The following is a 16,970-nucleotide window of genomic DNA, read 5'->3' as shown; positions in this document are numbered from 1 at the left end:
CTTACATTATAATAGTATGTAAGCAATTGCATTATTCCATATTGCAAAGAATATTGATGAAAAGTAGTATTTTTTGTAATATGCGAATAGCGCATATTGAATTTTAGTCTTGGAGGTTTCACATATTATGAAACAAGGTACAGTTAAATGGTTTAACGCTGAAAAAGGTTTTGGTTTTATCGAAGTTGAAGGAGAAAACGACGTATTCGTACACTTCTCAGCTATCAACCAAGAAGGTTACAAATCATTAGAAGAAGGTCAAGCAGTTGAATTTGAAGTAGTTGAAGGCGACCGTGGCCCACAAGCTGCAAACGTTGTTAAACTATAATAAATAGATGCAATGTTGACTTACAAAAAGCGGGCATACTACGTGTGCTTGCTTTTTTCTATATTTACATAGTTAAAGCGCCAACGTAATAGCCACTATCGGCTAATATGTTGGCGCTTTAGTTCATTTATTTTACATCATTAATAATTAATTGACGTAATGATTGACGTTTAATAACTTCACGTGCTTTACCATTGGCTACAAAGAACACAGCTGGTTTTTGAATTTGATTGTAGTTAGATGCCATACTGTAGTGGTACGCACCTGTTGACAATACTGCTAAGTAATCGCCACGTGCAACACTTGAAGGTAATGCTGCTTCGTGAATTAAAATATCACCTGATTCACACAATTTTCCTGCTAATGTCACGACTTGATCTGCTTTTTCGTTACGATTGACAAGCATTACTTTATATTTTGCATCATAAAGCGCTGTGCGAATATGATCACTCATCCCACCATCTACTGAAATATATTTATTAACAGAAGGGATTTCTTTAATTGTACCGACTTCATATAATGTCACACCCGCTTCTGCAACGATAGAACGTCCTGGTTCAATACTTAGCGTTGGAATAGGGTAGTCAAGGTCACGACATTTTTGTTTAATGGCTTGAACGATTTCAGTAATGCCCGCTTCAATATCGAATGATTGATCACCTTCAACATATTCTACGCTAAAACCACCGCCTAAATTTAACAACTCGATTTCAATCGCATGTTCATCTAACCACTCTAACACCATTTTAGCTGTTTCAATCATGCCTGTTGTTTCTTCAATTTGTGAGCCAATATGGAAATGAATGCCTTTTAATGTTAAATGGTGGCTTTGATGAATCAATTCAACGGCTTGTTCAGCGAGACCGTGTTTTAAAGATAAACCAAATTTACTTTTCTCTTGTCCTGTTTGAATAAATTCATGCGTATGTGCTTCAACACCTGGATTGACACGAATCAACACTTCAACGGGTTCTGTCGCATATTCATCTAATACTGCGATTTCATCAAGTGCATCGACGACAAAGTAGCCAATACCTTGTGAGAGGGCGTATTGAATTTCTTGTTTCGTTTTGTTGTTACCATGAAAATGGATACGTTTTGGATCGTAGCCCGCTTCAATCGCTGTATACAATTCACCTTCAGATACAACATCTAAGTCAAAGTCTTCTTCTTCAACGAGTTTAATCATTTGAATACACGTAAAAGCTTTAGACGCATACGATAAAACGTAGCCAATATCGTTGTGTTGAAATGCTTGGTGATAACGTCTCATTTGTTGGCGGATTTGATTTTCATCGTACACAATCGTTGGCGTCCCAAAACTTTGGGCGAGTGTTTTCAAACTTGTACCGTCGATTGTCAATTCTCCAGATTTATTATATGTTACTGTCATTTATTTGTACTCCTTTATTAAAGAATCCAAGTTCAGTGCACTCAATTGTTCAGAATTTGCACCTACACCTTTGAATGTATAATCGTCAATTCTTAATTCGTCGTTATATAATGTCACAATATCTTGCGCTTCAACATGTTCATCCACTTCTACAAACATATGGCTCATCATCAACGCACGAATAGGGTAGCGTCTACCATTAATTAATACATCATGTTGTGCGCGTGTACGTAATACACCGTCACCATAACCGATATCAACGACTGCCAAGCGTGTATGATCTCGTTCTGCTGTGTATGCAAAGCTATAGCCACAATGCTGACCAGCTTGAACCGTTCGTACTTGTATCACATTCGCTTGTACTGTAAGTGATTGTAAGATCATTGATCTCGACAAAGACGAGTAGGGACGAGAGCCATACAATGCGATACCTACACGTGCATGTGTATGATGGGGGAAGATTTGCCCTTCGCGTATATAACTCGCACTATTTTGTGCATGAATCATATCGAATGAATACCCTTGATTTAACAAGTTTTCGACGATATTGAGCCATGCAGAACGCTCTGTTTCATAATCAGACACATCAAATTCATCGGCATATCCAAAATGCGTCCATAAACCTGTAATCTGCATTTTAGGTGCGTCATTGACTGCATGATCTTCTAGTACTTCTACTATTTCTTCATACGTTTTAAAACCTGAGCGATGTAATAAATTTTCATACTCCAAATGTACTTTGACACCGGCTAAAGCTTGTTTATGTGCTTTATAAAAGCTCAAAGATGGAAGTGTCATATGAATATCATGCGTGCGCAATACGTCAAATTCTCGTGTCGCATTCATTAAAAATATCGTTGCGGTAGGGGCTAATTCACGAATTTTAATTGCTTCATTCGATGATGTTGTACTAAAGCAGCTAATGCCTGCTTCCAAAAATTGTTCAACCGCAAACGTTAATCCATAATTGTACGCATTGTTTTTAACGACTGCCATTATCGGCTGACCATTTTGTACTTGGCGTACATTTTGTTGAAAGATTTGTTGGTCTACTTGCCATATCGCTGTCATTCGACCACCTCATCATAATTAAATAATAGACGTTCATAATAGTCGGCAATGCCGATTAATATCTTTTCATCAAAGTTCAACTGTGGTGTATGCAAACCATGTACAAATTCTCGCGCTTCATTTCGAGTACCAACAAAAACGAAATAACTTGGCGCAATTTGATGATAAAAACTAAAATCTTCACCAAATAAATACGGTGTTTTAGGCTCTACAATTGTTTGCTGATTGTAATTCAAACTTTCAACAACATACTTTTTAAGGCTCGGCGTATTAATCGTTGGTGGGTAGCCTTCTTCAAATTTCACTTCACATTGCACATTAAATAATAACGTGATACTTTCAGCAATTTTTTGCATTTGCTGTTGGACTTGTTGTAAATCCGTCAAATCGTATGTTCGGATTGTACCTTCTAAGTAACCTTTACTAGGGACAGTATTAATCGCTTCTCCTGCATTAAAACGACCGATATGGACGATGTTACGTTGCAAACCATTCAAATGATATTGCTGAATTTGTGAGAGTTGTATTAATAAATGTTGCATCGCTTCGCCAGTTGAGTGACCTTGTTCTTTGTTCGCTACATGACTAGATTTGCCTTCTAAATAAAAACGATATTCCGTTGCGCTTGCTGTAATTTCTTCATCACGTACAACAACAGAACCTTCATCGACGAACGGCATAATATGTACGCCATAAACCGCATCAATATCATATGCATCAAGTCGACTCGTTTTAATGAGCAAGTTTGCGCCACCACCTGATTCTTCGGCAGGTTGAAAAATAAAGACCACGTTGTGGGGAAGACGACCTTCATCATAAAGCGCCTTACATCTTTTAACATGTAACATCAGCGCGGTAGTATGACCATCATGACCACAAGCGTGCATCACTTGATCGACTTTACTGCGATAGTCAATGTCGTTTTCTTCGTGTATCGGTAGCGCATCAATATCAGCTCTGAACGCAAGTGTTTTATTTGAATGACCTTCTAAATAAGCAATCACACCGGTTTCTAACGGGCGTTCATAAGCAATACCTTCAGCTTCTAAAAACTGTACAATGTAATCCGTTGTTGCATATTCTTGCAAACTCAACTCTGGATGTGCATGTAAATAACGTCTATGTTGCGTAACAAACTCTAACTCACTCATTCTTTTCACTCCTTGTTATGTAACAAAAGAAGTGGGGTCCCAAATCTTTTGTGTTTTGGTTTTCCCACTCCAAATAGGGTTAAGACAACGAAAGCTTTTAAAAATTACACTCTCGCTTCTTTCATTTCAACTAATATATGGCATATTACGTGACGATTAATCATCCAATTTACGCAATGCTGCAACGATTTCTCGTTTTGAATCTGCAACATCACTTGCTTGTTTGATGACTTTAGCGGGTGTTCCTGCTACAACCGCACCGGCTGGCACATCTTGTGTAACAATTGCACCGGCAGCTACAATTGCACCTTCGCCAACACGAACACCTTCTAAAACAACGGCGTTTGCACCGATTAAGACATTATCTTCAATCACAACCGGATCGGCACTTGGTGGTTCAATGACACCAGCTAACACCGCCCCTGCACCAACGTGTACGTTTTTACCTGTTGTTGCACGACCACCTAATGTCGCGTTCATATCAACCATTGTCCCTTCGCCGACAACGGCACCAATATTAATTGTTGCACCCATCATCACAACGGCGCCGTCACCAATCACCGCATGTTCACGAATAAATGCACCTGGTTCGATACGTGCATTTGTATTCACTAAATTTTTCAATGGAATCGCTGAGTTACGACGATCCATTTCAATTTCTAATTCAGTAATCGCTGATTGATGTTGTTCGTAAAACGCTTGCCAATCGCTCGCTTCACAAAAAATTACTTTAGAATCATCTGAACCGAACACTTTGAATGATTCAGGAAAAGCAATCCCATCAAAATGTCCATTTGCATATACTTTTAATGGGGTAGACTTTTTCGCATCACTAATATATTGAATGATTTCTTCGGCAGTAAAATTTTTGACCATGTGTTTAACACTCCTTATAAATTATCAAATGTATAATAACCCGGTGCTTGTTGAATAAGCTTTTGTGCTGCATTTAACGCACCATTCGCAAAAATATCTTTAGATTGTGCACGGTGTGAAAGGGTAATCGTCTCATCAACACCTGCAAATAACACATCGTGTTCGCCAACAATTGTACCACCACGTAATGAGTGAATACCGACTTCTTTCTGTTCACGTTTTATATTTTGCTGACTTCGATCATAAATCGGTTGAACTTCATCACGTAAACGCTCGATTACATCGTACAACTTAACGAGTGTTCCGCTTGGCGCATCTACTTTTTGATTGTGATGTGCTTCTGTCAGTTCAATGTCGTATTGTTCTAATAACGGTACTGCAACTTCTAATAATTTTGTCAGTACATGTACACCATAACTCATATTGGCGCTAAAAAAGACAGGCATTTTTTGAGAAAGTGCTTCTAGTTTTGAGGTAATCGTCTCTTTTTCACCAGTTGTTGCAATGACTAATGGCAATTCAAAGTCTTGCTCAAGCAATGGTAACAATAACTCTGGATGTGAAAAGTCAATCGCAACATCCGCTTCTGCTGCTTCGCTAATTTGGCTAACAGTCGGGTAGGGGATACTGTCGTGATTTTTATTCGGAATGACAGCAACAATTTCATGACCTTCCGCTTCTGCAAGGCGTGCCACACGCTGATTCATGGCACCGTAACCAATTAATAATATTTTCATGCTTGAACCTCCGCTTTAAAGTGATCATACGCTTCTTTTAACACAGCTTGTTCTCGTTCATTCAACGCAACTAATGGCAAGCGCACTTCATATTGACCAAATCCTTTCAATGCAGCTAAATATTTGATTGGCACTGGATTTACATCAACTGACATCGCTTGTAACAGTTTGCCAATCGGCTCGAAATGTTCCGCACGATGTGTAGCATCTGTATAAACACGTTGAAATGCTGCTGGAATGACATTGGCAGCCACTGAAATCAGTCCATTGCCACCTTCATTAAAATATTGGACAATGTTGTCATCATTACCGCTATATAAAGCGAATTGTGACGTGTCTACACGCGATTGAATATCTGCTAAGTAATCAAAATCATTCGTTGCATCTTTTAATGCAACAATATATGGATGTCGACTTAAATGTTCGATTGTTTCAGGTTCAATTGTGCTATTCGTTCTTGATGGGACATTGTATAAAACGACTGGTAGCTCTGCTGCGTCAGCAATCGCTTCAAAATGGGCAATCAACCCACGCTGACTCGTTTTCAAATAGTACGGTGTAATGAGCATAATCGCATCTGCACCCAATGCTTTCGCACGCAATGAGGCGTCAATGGAACGCTGTGTATTGTTTGTACCCGTTCCAACAATAATCGGTACACGACCATGATTTTCCGCAATCACAGTTTGTAATATTTGATCTTTTTCAGCATCTGTCAGTGATGGATTTTCTGCAGTCGTACCATTCACGACTAAAGATTGAATGCCATTGTCGATTAAAAAGTTGACTTGTTTGCGAATTGCCTCATAATCTACCTCGTTATTTGTAAAAGGGGTTACCATTGCAACGCCTGTCCCTTCAAAAATATGTGTCATAACATTATTCTCCCTTCAATTTGAGAACCTGTTCCAACACTTGTACAGCGTTCAGTGCAGCACCTTTCAATAAGTTGTCTGATGTTACCCAAAGGTGGAACGTATTATCTAATGAGTCATCTTTACGGATACGTCCTACAAATACCTCATCACGTCCTGTTGAATGAATGGCTAACGGGTATTCATTGTTTGCTGGGTTATCAACTAATACAACGCGTGGATCTTCATCGAATAACGCTTGAAGTTCTTCAACGGTTGCAGGTTTATCAAGTGTTACATTGATATGTACACTATGGCTGTCTTGCACTGGTACACGTACACAAGTAGCTGTAACATTTAAAGTAGGTTCATTTAAAATTTTTCTCGTTTCATCGATCATTTTTTGTTCTTCTTTTGTATAACCATCCTCTAAGAAGACGTCGATATGTGGTAAGACGTTATTATAAATTGGATGCGGGTATGCCTTTGGCGCTGCACCATTTGCACCATCCGCTAAATCCTTTTTACCTTGCATACCTGAACCTGATACTGCTTGATATGTCGTATATGCGACACGTTTCAATCCATATTGATCAAGTAATGGTTTCAACGGTACAACTGATTGAATCGTTGAGCAGTTTGGATTGGCAATAATACCACGTGTAAATTTCGGTTCATTGACTTCCGGAACGACTAAGTCTACATCTTCCGTCATACGCCATTGACTTGAATTATCAATAATAATCGCACCATGTTGTTCAAAGAGTGGGGCAAAGCGTTTACTTGTCTCACCACCTGCACTCATTAGCACATAATCAAAGTCACCATCTGTCGCTGCTTCAGTAAGCTCTTGTACAATGTACGTTTGACCTTGAAATTCAATCTCTTGTCCTGCAGAACGTTTTGATGAAAATAATACAAGTTCATCGAAAGCAATGCCTTTACGATCAATTGTCTCCAAAATTTTAGAACCTACTAATCCTGTTGCACCTGCGACTGCTAATTTTACCATGCTATTCACTCCATCTTCTTAAATAGTTATTTTTTATTTCGCATAATTCAGAAAATAAATCGTTGACTTTTTATATTGTTATCCATCAACAATTAATTTCATCATAATATGTCTCATTTTTTGACCTCCTCACATAGGGGAGAGTCACATAATATATAAAAAAACAAGTCCGTCGTGCGAACTTGTCTCATTTATATACAAGTGATGCACTCCATTATCATTAGAATAATGACAGATTCTTAGCTCTTAACCTTAGAATCCAATAAACAGATTCTGCAAAGTCTGTTTATTTCGGCATCGCACCCTTTGGATATAGATTGTTTGCAGACAAATATCTATAGCTACTCATGATTGATGCGCCTCATCAAAAATTATTAAATTAATATGGTTCATATTATACATACTGAGACTATCCCTGTAAACACCAATTCGCAAACTTTTTTAAATTTACAGACAATAATGTGCAAAATGTTAGATATAGAGCAAAAGTAGGGTAGGATGCGTAAACAACGTTCGATAAAAATACACTTTATATCGTTCAAGACCTGCTGAAAAGCACACACTAAAGAAATGACGGTACTGAAGCATCATGATTGTCCACTTATTGCTATATACGAAATGTTGATAAAACTAAGTGCTTTTAATGGGCTAGGGTGGGGACATAAGGAAAATTATCCTAAGTAATGAGAGAAAAGCACTCATTGGCAGTAGGTGTATGAAGTGAAAGTACGCTTTAAAAAACTTTGGAAGTACTACAGAAACCTTAGCTAATAGCATTGGCTTCGTCATAGTGCCCCTACAAGGTTGATTAGATATGTGCCAAACTTGAAAGTGTAGAAATACAACAATCAGCTTCTGTCCCGCTCCCAAGCAAAAAATCGGACCTATAATTCAGTCCGATTTTGTTATAATACTTATTTTGATTTTAAAATACCTTTTTCTTCTAAATAACTTTCGTAAGGTATTTCTTTAGATAAACCTGTTGGTACATCTAAGTCGATAACTCTGTTCGCAATTGTGTTAATAAATTCAAAATCATGTGAAGTGAAAATAATAGAACCTTTGAATGATTTCAAGCCTTCGTTGACTGACGTAATACTTTCAAGGTCTAAGTGGTTTGTCGGCTCATCAAGTAATAACACATTCGCACTTGAAAGCATCATCTTACTCAACATACAACGAACTTTTTCGCCACCTGAAAGTACGCTCGCTTTTTTCTTTACTTCTTCGCCGCTGAATAACATACGCCCTAAGAAACCGCGTAAAAATGTTTCTGTTTGCTCATCTTCTGGCGCATATTGACGTAACCAATCGACAAGGTTCATATCAACACCTTCAAAAAAGGCTGAATTGTCTTTCGGGAAGTAGCTTTGAGATGTTGTGACACCCCATTTAACTGTACCTTCATCAGGTTCTAACTCGCCTGCTAAAATTTTCAGCAATGTTGTTTTGGCAATTTCACTTTGACCCATTAATACCGCTTTATCATTTGGATTCATCGTAAATGAAATATTATCCAACACTTTTTCGCCATCAACTGTTTTTGACACGCCTTCAACGAACAATAAGTCATTACCAATTTCACGCTCAGGTGTAAATTTCACAAATGGGTAACGTCGTGATGACGGTTGAATGTCATCTAATTCGATTTTTTCTAATTGCTTTTTACGACTTGTTGCTTGTTTTGATTTAGAAGCATTCGCAGAGAAACGCGCAATAAATTCTTGTAACTCTTTAATTTTATCTTCTTTTTTCTTATTTTGTTCTTGCGCCATTTTTTGTGCAAGCTGGCTTGATTGATACCAGAAATCGTAGTTACCAACATAAATTTTAATTTTACCGAAATCTAAGTCGGCAATATGTGTACATACATTATTTAAGAAGTGTCGGTCATGGGATACGACAATAACTGTGTTGTCAAAGTTGATTAAAAAGTCTTCTAACCAGCTAATCGCTTGAATATCCAAACCATTGGTAGGCTCATCCAGTAATAATACATCTGGTGAACCGAACAAGCTTTGTGCTAACAAGACTTTCACTTTTTGATTGTTTTCTAACTCAGACATTTTTTTGTCATGCAAGCTTGTCTCAATACCAAGACCAGATAATAACGTTGCAGCATCTGATTCAGCATTCCAACCATCCATTTCCGCAAATTCGCCTTCAAGTTCTGCAGCACGAATACCATCTTCATCGCTGAAATCTGGTTTCATATAAATGGCATCTTTTTCTTGCATGACTTCATATAAACGTTCATGACCTTTAATCACAACGTCTAACACACGCACATCTTCATATGCGAAGTGATCTTGCTTCAACACAGCAAGGCGTTCATCTTTGCCTAATGATACGTGACCTGTTTGAGAATCAATTTCTCCTGATAAAATTTTCAAAAATGTCGACTTACCGGCACCATTTGCTCCGATTAAGCCGTAACAGTTGCCTGGTGTAAATTTAATATTAACGTCTTCAAATAATTTACGGTCACCAAAACGTAAACTAACATCCGTAACTTGTAACATGGACTGTCTCCTTTATATATATTCTAACGGAAGCATTATACCATATAACATACGCGGTTTCGATATAATGATGTATTTACATGATAGAACGTGCAATCCTTTAATGCTTAACAATGTGACGCATGCTATAATAGATGTAACTTACAAACAAGAGGAGAACGTTATGTCTTTTAAAGAAAATGAAATCGTTGGAACTATTGAGTTTTTAGAAGTAAAAGCACTTGAAGGTTCAACATATATCCTTGAAGGCCCGAATAAAGAGATCGTCAAGCTTAATCAATCAGAAGTCAATGAATCTGACGTATTAGAAATAGGGGAGTCATACAGCTTTTTCGTCTACCCAAACCGTTCTGGAGATTTATTCGCCACACAAAATATGCCAGATATTACAGTAGGGCGTTATGACTTTGTTCGCGTGTTAAGCACAGATCGTGATGGGGCGCGTGTAGACGTTGGCTTGCCACGTGAAGTGTTAATCCCATGGGAAGACCTACCAAAACTAAAGTCGCTTTGGCCTGAAAAAGGAGATGAAGTTTTGTGTACGTTACGTATCGATCGTGACCGTCAAATGTTCGCACGTTTAGCATCTGAAACGACGGTACAACAGATGTTTACACCTGTTCATGACGATCAATTCCAAAACGACATGTTGACGGCGCGTCCATATCGCTTATTACGTGTCGGTACATTTTTACTAACATCTGGAGGGCATAAAATTTTTGTGCATGAATCAGAGCGCCAACATGAACCACGACTCGGTCAACAGATGTCTGTACGTATTATCGGACACAATGACAAAGGTGAGTTAAATGGTTCATTCTTACCACTCGCACATGAACGTTTAGACGATGATGGCGAAACGATTTTCCAATTGCTCGTTGAATACGATGGCATATTGCCATTTTGGGATAAATCAAGTCCTGAAGCAATCAAAGAAGTGTTCAATATGAGTAAAGGGGCATTCAAACGCGCCATCGGTCATTTATATAAACAACGTATTATCAATATTGAAACAGGTCACATTACACTCACGAAAAAAGGGTGGGCACGTGCTGAAGACACATCAGCCAAATAAGTTAAAGGACGTACAAGCAATTTTCTGTCGCTTGTACGTCCTATTTTTTTGGATTATGCTAAATCATCCGTTAACGTTTCCAGTTGATCGACTAAACTACCGATATAAGCAATCGTTTGTTTTAAAGGTTGATCGGTTGTAACGTCAATACCTGCCATCTTCGCAAGTTCGACAGGAGACACACTATCGCCCGCTTGTAATGTCGCAAGCCAATCATTCACAGCAGGTTGACCTTCCGCTTGAATGCGTTGTGCCATAATCGTGCCAATTGTAAGACCTGCAGAATACGTATACGGATAAAGCCCCATATAATAGTGCGGTTGACGCATCCACGTGAGTTCTGCACCTTCTGTTAACGCGATATCGTCTCCCCAGAAGTCATGAATTACTTGACGTTTGATTTCATTAAGCAGTGGAGCAGTTAACGATTCCCCGTTATCTACACGTAAATAAACTTCACGTTGATAAGCTGCTTCAAGTAAATGTGTCACCATATTATGATAATACGTACGCGCAATGATTGAGCCAATTGCCCAACGTTTAAACGCTTTATCGTCGCTGCTGTCTAATAAATAGTTTAACATCAACATTTCATTCATCGTTGACGGCGCCTCAACAAAATACATCGACGCATCTGCTTGCAAGTAATTTTGATGACGATTCGCTAAATTAAAATGACCTGCATGGCCTAATTCATGTGCTAGCACGAACACTTCTGTCATTTTACCCGTCCATGAAATAAAGATATAGCTATGTGACGCATACGGCGATGCACAATAAGCACCCGTTTCTTTCCCTTTATTTTGAACAAAGTCAATCCAACGGTCATCGTATGCTTTTTCTAACATTTCACGGTATTGTGGTCCTAATACATTTAACGCGCCAAAAATATACTTTTTAGAGTCTTCAATTGTAATATTCGGTTCATACGTGTCATCAATTGAAATCTTTAAGTCTTCAAAGCGCATTTCATCTAAGTGATTTGCACGTTGAATCACTTTCGCGTAACGACGCATAATAGGGGCCAAGTCTGACATAATAACATCTATTTGACGGTCATACATGTCACGTGTCACATCTTGTTCTGCCAGTAAAAAGTCAATGACAGAATCGTAGCCACGCATATCTGCTTCAAGCTTTTCTGCTTGCACATGTGCGTTATACGCCGCCGCTGTTGTATTTTCATATTTGCGCAATATATCACTAAAATGACGGAAACTTGCACGACGTAACGCTGTATCCGAATGATCTTCATAAAGTCCTTCAAACGTTGTATAATCCATCGCATAAGACTTGCCGTTCACTTCAAAGTTACCAAAATCAATATCGAGCATCTTTGTAATGCCATAAATATCGCTCGGTGCATCTAAAACAGGGGACATACGCGCCAATACTTCTTCAGCTTGTGGATGCAGTTGGTAAGGCTTTAAACGTTTTAATTTCGTCAAATAATGACCGTACGGTGTTTGGGCTATCGCTTCGTCTAAATATGTATCATCCAGTTCTAACAATTCAGACGTTATAAATGTTAAATTACCGTAAACTTTGCCATACAATGTTTGAAAAAGTGCAGCAAGTCGTTGACGCTCAGCATCTGTTGCATCTACACTTAATTGCATTTGTGCATAATTACCAGCACAATCAATGTCAATAGATAATTCACAATAGGCCTCTAACGCACGTTGTATCGACGTAACATCTTGCAAAGTACCGCTATATTGTGCCTTAAATTGCTGTGCACGTTCGGGTAACGCCTTTACAAATGCTTCATAAGTGGCTGTATCTGCAAATAAATCTCCCAAATCCCAAGTTTCTTGTTGTAATACTTCAGATCTTGCAACTAATGGTTGTTCCATTTAATAACCCCCTTAATTGTGTTGTTAATATCATACCATATTTACTGTAGCAATTATTTAATGTACGTTTGATTAATTTTTAGTATAATGAATTGTAAACACTAAATGATTTAAGGAGCGTTATACTCAATGGCTATTTTAGAAATGCCGAATTACTTATGGATTTCACTCGTTGTGATGCTCGTATTGACATTATTTTGTACACTCGTACTCAATAAATGGTTTGTCAGTGCGATCATCATGTTCGTAGGATTAGGCATCTTATCGTTTATTTTACCGAACTTTTATAGCATTACGTATGAACCATTACTAGGTTATGCAGCATTCGTTGCAATTTTAAGCTTAATCATTAGCTTAATTTTATGGTTCTTAACACGTGACATGCGCAAACGTCACCAACAAAAGAAATACGAAAAAGAGCTGGCACGTTTAGAAAAAGAATATGATCGTAAATAACAGCGTAAACACTTGTCAGTATGGTTTGTCGTACTTGCAAGTGTTTTTGTATGTAACAGGGTACTTTTCTAGTTCAACACGTAACTTCCTATAATATATATTATGTAAACTAATAAAACGAAAACGAATTATCCAACGCTATATATCATTATTTTAAGCATGCCTATAATTTAGACGCGTTTATGTATTATTTAAATCTTTGTATCAGACTTACTGACTTATCTATAGTTTGTAGCTGTGTTGATTCAAATCTAATGCTAAACAAATCTATTCATACACATATACAAACATAACTGAACCTTAAAAGCTTAGCTGTACACAGCTGTGAATTAAAGTTTTGACATACTTCACTAAAGTTTTTTCTATCATTTTTACACCGTATACGATTAATTACACTACAAAATCATTACAATTAAGTGATGTTACAAGTTATAAACAATGGTAAGCTATTTAATCGACATATATTTTAATAGCGATAAAATATCTTTCATATACGTTAATGTCAATCATACCTTACTGAAAGACGCTTAAAAACTCACTTTCTTCTTTTTAGGTTTACATAATATTATTATATTTATCTTTAGTTCTCGAAACTTCTTTGCGTATTCAATTATTGAATTTATATCATCATTTTATATCTACACGAAAATACCCTTAAATACTCTTTTAGAAAAGGATTATCGCACTATAAAAACCAATTGTCGTGAGTAAAAAGTTTTGCTAAGATGTGATTGTAGTGTTACATATAGTTGTTTCTATTGTAATTTTCTACTCAAGTAATACGTTTTTTCTTTCAACTAGCAATTTCAACTTCTTGATGTTGCTATCAGTCATCATACACTTAGCCCGTTTGCTTCAGTATTACTCGTTATGGGCTAAGCTTGCATGTTGGCTAATTTTTAGAGAAATTTTGCTCCGCTCGTGTATGACACGACATATTCAAAACAGCTATCTTTTCAGTAACACTACAAAAACGCGTATGAGACAGAATGTCAATTCTGCTCATACGCTCATAAAAGCCGATTATTATCATACATGCTTGGGATATACAATTGTCATGGTAATAATCGGTTCTTTTTATACTATTTTTTAATTTTTGATCTAATACGATTCATCATTTGGAACAATACATATTTCGGTTTGTTAATTGGTTTATAGAAATCACCAATCAACTCTTCAATTTGTACGTTAAAACCTCGTTTAAAGCGATACACGCCATAGTCCTCACTGTCTTCTGTAAAGTCACCAGACACGCCATAGAAGTTGTAACGCTCGTAACCATGCTCAAAGCAATAGTTAATCATATGCCAATGCATCGCGTATGGTCCCATAAAGTGATTGTATTTCTCACTAGAACCACCTGAGAAATAGTTGATTTCATACGCATTGGCAAAGAAAATACCTGATGCCAGGTTCAATACCGGACCATCTGTTTTTCTAAGTTCACTTGCTTTTAACATTTCTTGTTGATCATGTGCAATTTGCTTATCTAACTCCGCAATTTTCTTCAATTGCTTATCAGATTTATTTTCGTTTGCCATCATTTGATCACGTCTTGTTTCTTTGTCATTCAAACTTTGCTGTAACGTTGTAATATACTGATCTAAGTCGATATACGCTAATGGCACAATCGCTTTATCACCGTAATGACGGAAGAAACTTTCCATATATTCATCTGTTTTAGAGGCAAATCCTGTACGCGCTTCTGTTTCACGGTACAATTCTAAAAACTGATTGAAATCTTCTGCGCCTAAATAACGCACTTGCACGCCAAAGTTAGCCGCTTTATTCACATTACGTTTACGCTGGCTATCAAAGTTTTTCTTAATCGTTTGTGGTGTATGGTCTTTTAAGTCTAAAACACCCATCCATCTCACTTGGCTTAATGAATCATATTTTGTTGTAAAGCCGTGATGTATATAGCCGTGTGATTTCAGCAGTTGAACAAGCTTTTCGCCTACTTCATTATCTGTGATTGGCTGAACATCTTTATCGTAAATACGATACATCCAATATGGGTCTAATTTCACGTACAAACATTTATTTTTTGCTAAATATGCATCTAATGACTTCAAGTAAAAGTCGACTAATCCAAGGTCGCTGTAATCCATCACAGGACCACGGTTAGAGTAATAAACATAGCTTCCCATAGTCGGTATTTTTGAAAATAAACTTGCTGCAATTACTTGGTTATTTTCGTCTTTAACACCTAATAGAACGACTTGAAAGCCATCTTCTTCACGTAGTGCAATGTTCTCTTGTACTTGAAAATAATGACTTTCTAAAGAAGGATCTTGAACAAATTGATCAAATTCCTCAACTGTTAACTCTGTGAATTTCATACCGTTAATTCCCTTCTCTCTTCTACTATAACTTTTGCTTTAAATTTTTTAACTTTGTATATAAGGCATAGGCTGGCTTATTAATCGGTTTAATAAAATCACCAATGTATTCAATGACATCTGCGTTATACCCTTTTTTAAATTTGATCACACCGGCATCTTCGGCATTTTCTGTAAAATCACCGCTAATACCGTAAAAATTATAACGATTAATGTGATGATCTATCGCATAGTTAATCATTTCCCATTGAACCGCATAACTTCCTGCAAAATGACGGAATGCATTGGCTGTACCACCCGCATAGTATACAACTTCAAATGGATTAATGATGAAGAAACCAGCTGAAATAGGCAGTTCATTACCGTGTTGTTCCTGCAATGTATGTGCCTCTGTTAACTTTGCTTGGTTTGCTTCTAATTGCTTTTCAAGATTTTGCTTTTTATTAATGGCTTTTTGATTTTCTGGGCGTTTCGCAATATCTTTCTCCGCTTTATTGATTTCTTTCTTATATTGTGCTGCTTCTGATTCAAGCTCGGCAATATAATCATTGAAATCGATATAAGCAAGCGGTACAAGAACACGGTCTTTATAATGCTTCATACGGTTGTAATAAAAGTCATCTTCACGATCTACGAAATCTTTCGTTTCTGATGTATCTTCCATAAATGCTCTAAATACCGGCAATTCCTCTTCAGATAAAAATCTAATTTTCACACCGTTTTTTTGTACTTTTTTTGTATTTCGCTTACGCAGACTATCCATGTTATTTAAAACATCTTTAGCAGTCTTATCCGTTAAGTCTAACACAGAATGATAACGAATTTGACGCACCGTATCAAAACCTGTTGTAAAACCTTCATGTGCGTAACCAAGTGCAGCCATCTTGTCAAACATCCAACCCATGTTGTAGTCTTCTAGCTTTTCGCCTTCATGGTTACGTTTGTAAATCGGTAAATACGGATCTACACGCAAATACAATGCTTGATGCTTTTTAACATATTTTGATAACTCATTGAAAAAGAAATGCACAAGTTGTTCGTTTTCGAAATCCATTACAGGACCTCTATTTGAATAAAAATATTTAAAGAACTTCATAACAGGTACTGCTGTTAATAAACATGCAGCTAATACTTCATTGTTGTTATCTTTAATACCTACTAGATGGGTTTCTGTCCCTTCTGCAACTTTCAGTTCATAGTTCCCAGTCATTTGTGTGAAGTGACTGTATGGCATCTTCTCTGTAAACTGTTCAAATTCTGCTGTTGTTAAGTTTGTAAACTTCATATAAAAACTCCT

14 protein-coding genes and 1 riboswitch are annotated in these 16,970 nt (G+C 37.2%); of the genes, 3 read left to right on the top strand and 11 right to left on the bottom strand.

Going from position 1 to position 16,970, the window contains the following annotated elements; all coding sequences use genetic code 11:
* Nucleotides 1-127: 127 nt before the first annotated feature.
* Nucleotides 128-328 (top strand): cold shock protein CspA, encoded by a 201-nt coding sequence (cspA, locus tag TP70_RS11460; RefSeq protein WP_015900294.1) that lies wholly within the window; start codon nucleotides 128-130, stop codon nucleotides 326-328.
* Nucleotides 329-455: 127 nt separating this feature from the next.
* On the opposite strand, the gene lysA is transcribed toward cspA, so the two are convergent.
* The 8 genes from lysA to TP70_RS11420 all read right to left on the bottom strand — a co-directional run bounded on the left by lysA (nucleotide 456) and on the right by TP70_RS11420 (nucleotide 9,944).
* Nucleotides 456-1,721, bottom strand: a complete 1,266-nt coding sequence (gene lysA, locus TP70_RS11455; protein ID WP_044361751.1) for a diaminopimelate decarboxylase — start codon at nucleotides 1,719-1,721, stop codon at nucleotides 456-458.
* A complete protein-coding gene (gene alr, locus TP70_RS11450; RefSeq protein ID WP_044361750.1) occupies nucleotides 1,722-2,792 on the bottom strand; it encodes an alanine racemase in 1,071 nt (356 codons plus the stop codon).
* Entirely contained in the window at nucleotides 2,789-3,943 is a 1,155-nt protein-coding gene (locus TP70_RS11445) for a M20 metallopeptidase family protein (protein WP_044361749.1), read from the bottom strand. Before TP70_RS11445 ends, alr begins: the two co-directional genes overlap by 4 nt.
* 156 nt (nucleotides 3,944-4,099) lie before the next feature.
* Complete coding sequence (gene dapD, locus TP70_RS11440; RefSeq protein WP_044361748.1) at nucleotides 4,100-4,819, bottom strand: 2,3,4,5-tetrahydropyridine-2,6-dicarboxylate N-acetyltransferase; 720 nt, start codon at nucleotides 4,817-4,819, stop codon at nucleotides 4,100-4,102.
* 14 nt (nucleotides 4,820-4,833) lie between these two features.
* Nucleotides 4,834-5,556 (bottom strand): 4-hydroxy-tetrahydrodipicolinate reductase, encoded by a 723-nt coding sequence (gene dapB / locus TP70_RS11435; RefSeq protein WP_044361747.1) that lies wholly within the window; start codon nucleotides 5,554-5,556, stop codon nucleotides 4,834-4,836.
* Nucleotides 5,553-6,431, bottom strand: coding sequence for a 4-hydroxy-tetrahydrodipicolinate synthase (gene dapA, locus TP70_RS11430; RefSeq protein ID WP_044361746.1), 879 nt, complete (start codon nucleotides 6,429-6,431; stop codon nucleotides 5,553-5,555). The genes dapB and dapA overlap by 4 nt, the downstream gene beginning before the upstream one ends.
* Before the next feature lie 4 nt (nucleotides 6,432-6,435).
* Nucleotides 6,436-7,422 carry an aspartate-semialdehyde dehydrogenase gene (locus TP70_RS11425; RefSeq protein WP_044361745.1) on the bottom strand — a complete coding sequence of 329 codons (987 nt, stop codon included), beginning with the start codon at nucleotides 7,420-7,422 and terminating at the stop codon, nucleotides 6,436-6,438.
* A gap of 196 nt (nucleotides 7,423-7,618) precedes the next feature.
* A riboswitch (Lysine riboswitch) is annotated at nucleotides 7,619-7,795 on the bottom strand.
* 541 nt (nucleotides 7,796-8,336) lie between these two features.
* The gene (locus TP70_RS11420; protein WP_044361744.1) at nucleotides 8,337-9,944 is read right to left on the bottom strand and encodes an ABC-F family ATP-binding cassette domain-containing protein; all 1,608 of its coding nucleotides are present in this window, start codon (nucleotides 9,942-9,944) and stop codon (nucleotides 8,337-8,339) included.
* Nucleotides 9,945-10,107: 163 nt separating this feature from the next.
* Between TP70_RS11420 and TP70_RS11415 the strand changes: the two genes are divergently transcribed.
* Entirely contained in the window at nucleotides 10,108-11,019 is a 912-nt protein-coding gene (locus tag TP70_RS11415; protein ID WP_044361743.1) for a CvfB family protein, read from the top strand.
* Nucleotides 11,020-11,072: 53 nt separating this feature from the next.
* Here TP70_RS11415 and pepF read toward each other — a convergent pair whose 3' ends face one another.
* Nucleotides 11,073-12,875, bottom strand: coding sequence for an oligoendopeptidase F (gene pepF, locus TP70_RS11410; RefSeq protein ID WP_044361741.1), 1,803 nt, complete (start codon nucleotides 12,873-12,875; stop codon nucleotides 11,073-11,075).
* 129 nt (nucleotides 12,876-13,004) lie between these two features.
* Between pepF and TP70_RS11405 the strand changes: the two genes are divergently transcribed.
* Entirely contained in the window at nucleotides 13,005-13,331 is a 327-nt protein-coding gene (locus TP70_RS11405) for a hypothetical protein (protein WP_044361740.1), read from the top strand.
* Nucleotides 13,332-14,413: 1,082 nt separating this feature from the next.
* Here the strand turns inward: TP70_RS11405 and TP70_RS11400 are convergent.
* Nucleotides 14,414-15,673: an aminoacyltransferase gene (locus TP70_RS11400; protein ID WP_044361739.1), complete on the bottom strand. Its 1,260-nt coding sequence runs from the start codon at nucleotides 15,671-15,673 to the stop codon at nucleotides 14,414-14,416.
* Between the two features lie 25 nt (nucleotides 15,674-15,698).
* Nucleotides 15,699-16,958 (bottom strand): aminoacyltransferase, encoded by a 1,260-nt coding sequence (locus TP70_RS11395; protein WP_044361737.1) that lies wholly within the window; start codon nucleotides 16,956-16,958, stop codon nucleotides 15,699-15,701.
* Nucleotides 16,959-16,970 lie beyond the last annotated feature (12 nt).

The organism is Staphylococcus microti (assembly GCF_000934465.1).
GTDB classification, from domain to species: domain Bacteria; phylum Bacillota; class Bacilli; order Staphylococcales; family Staphylococcaceae; genus Staphylococcus; species Staphylococcus microti.
This window is presented reverse-complemented; position numbering and strand designations above follow the sequence as displayed.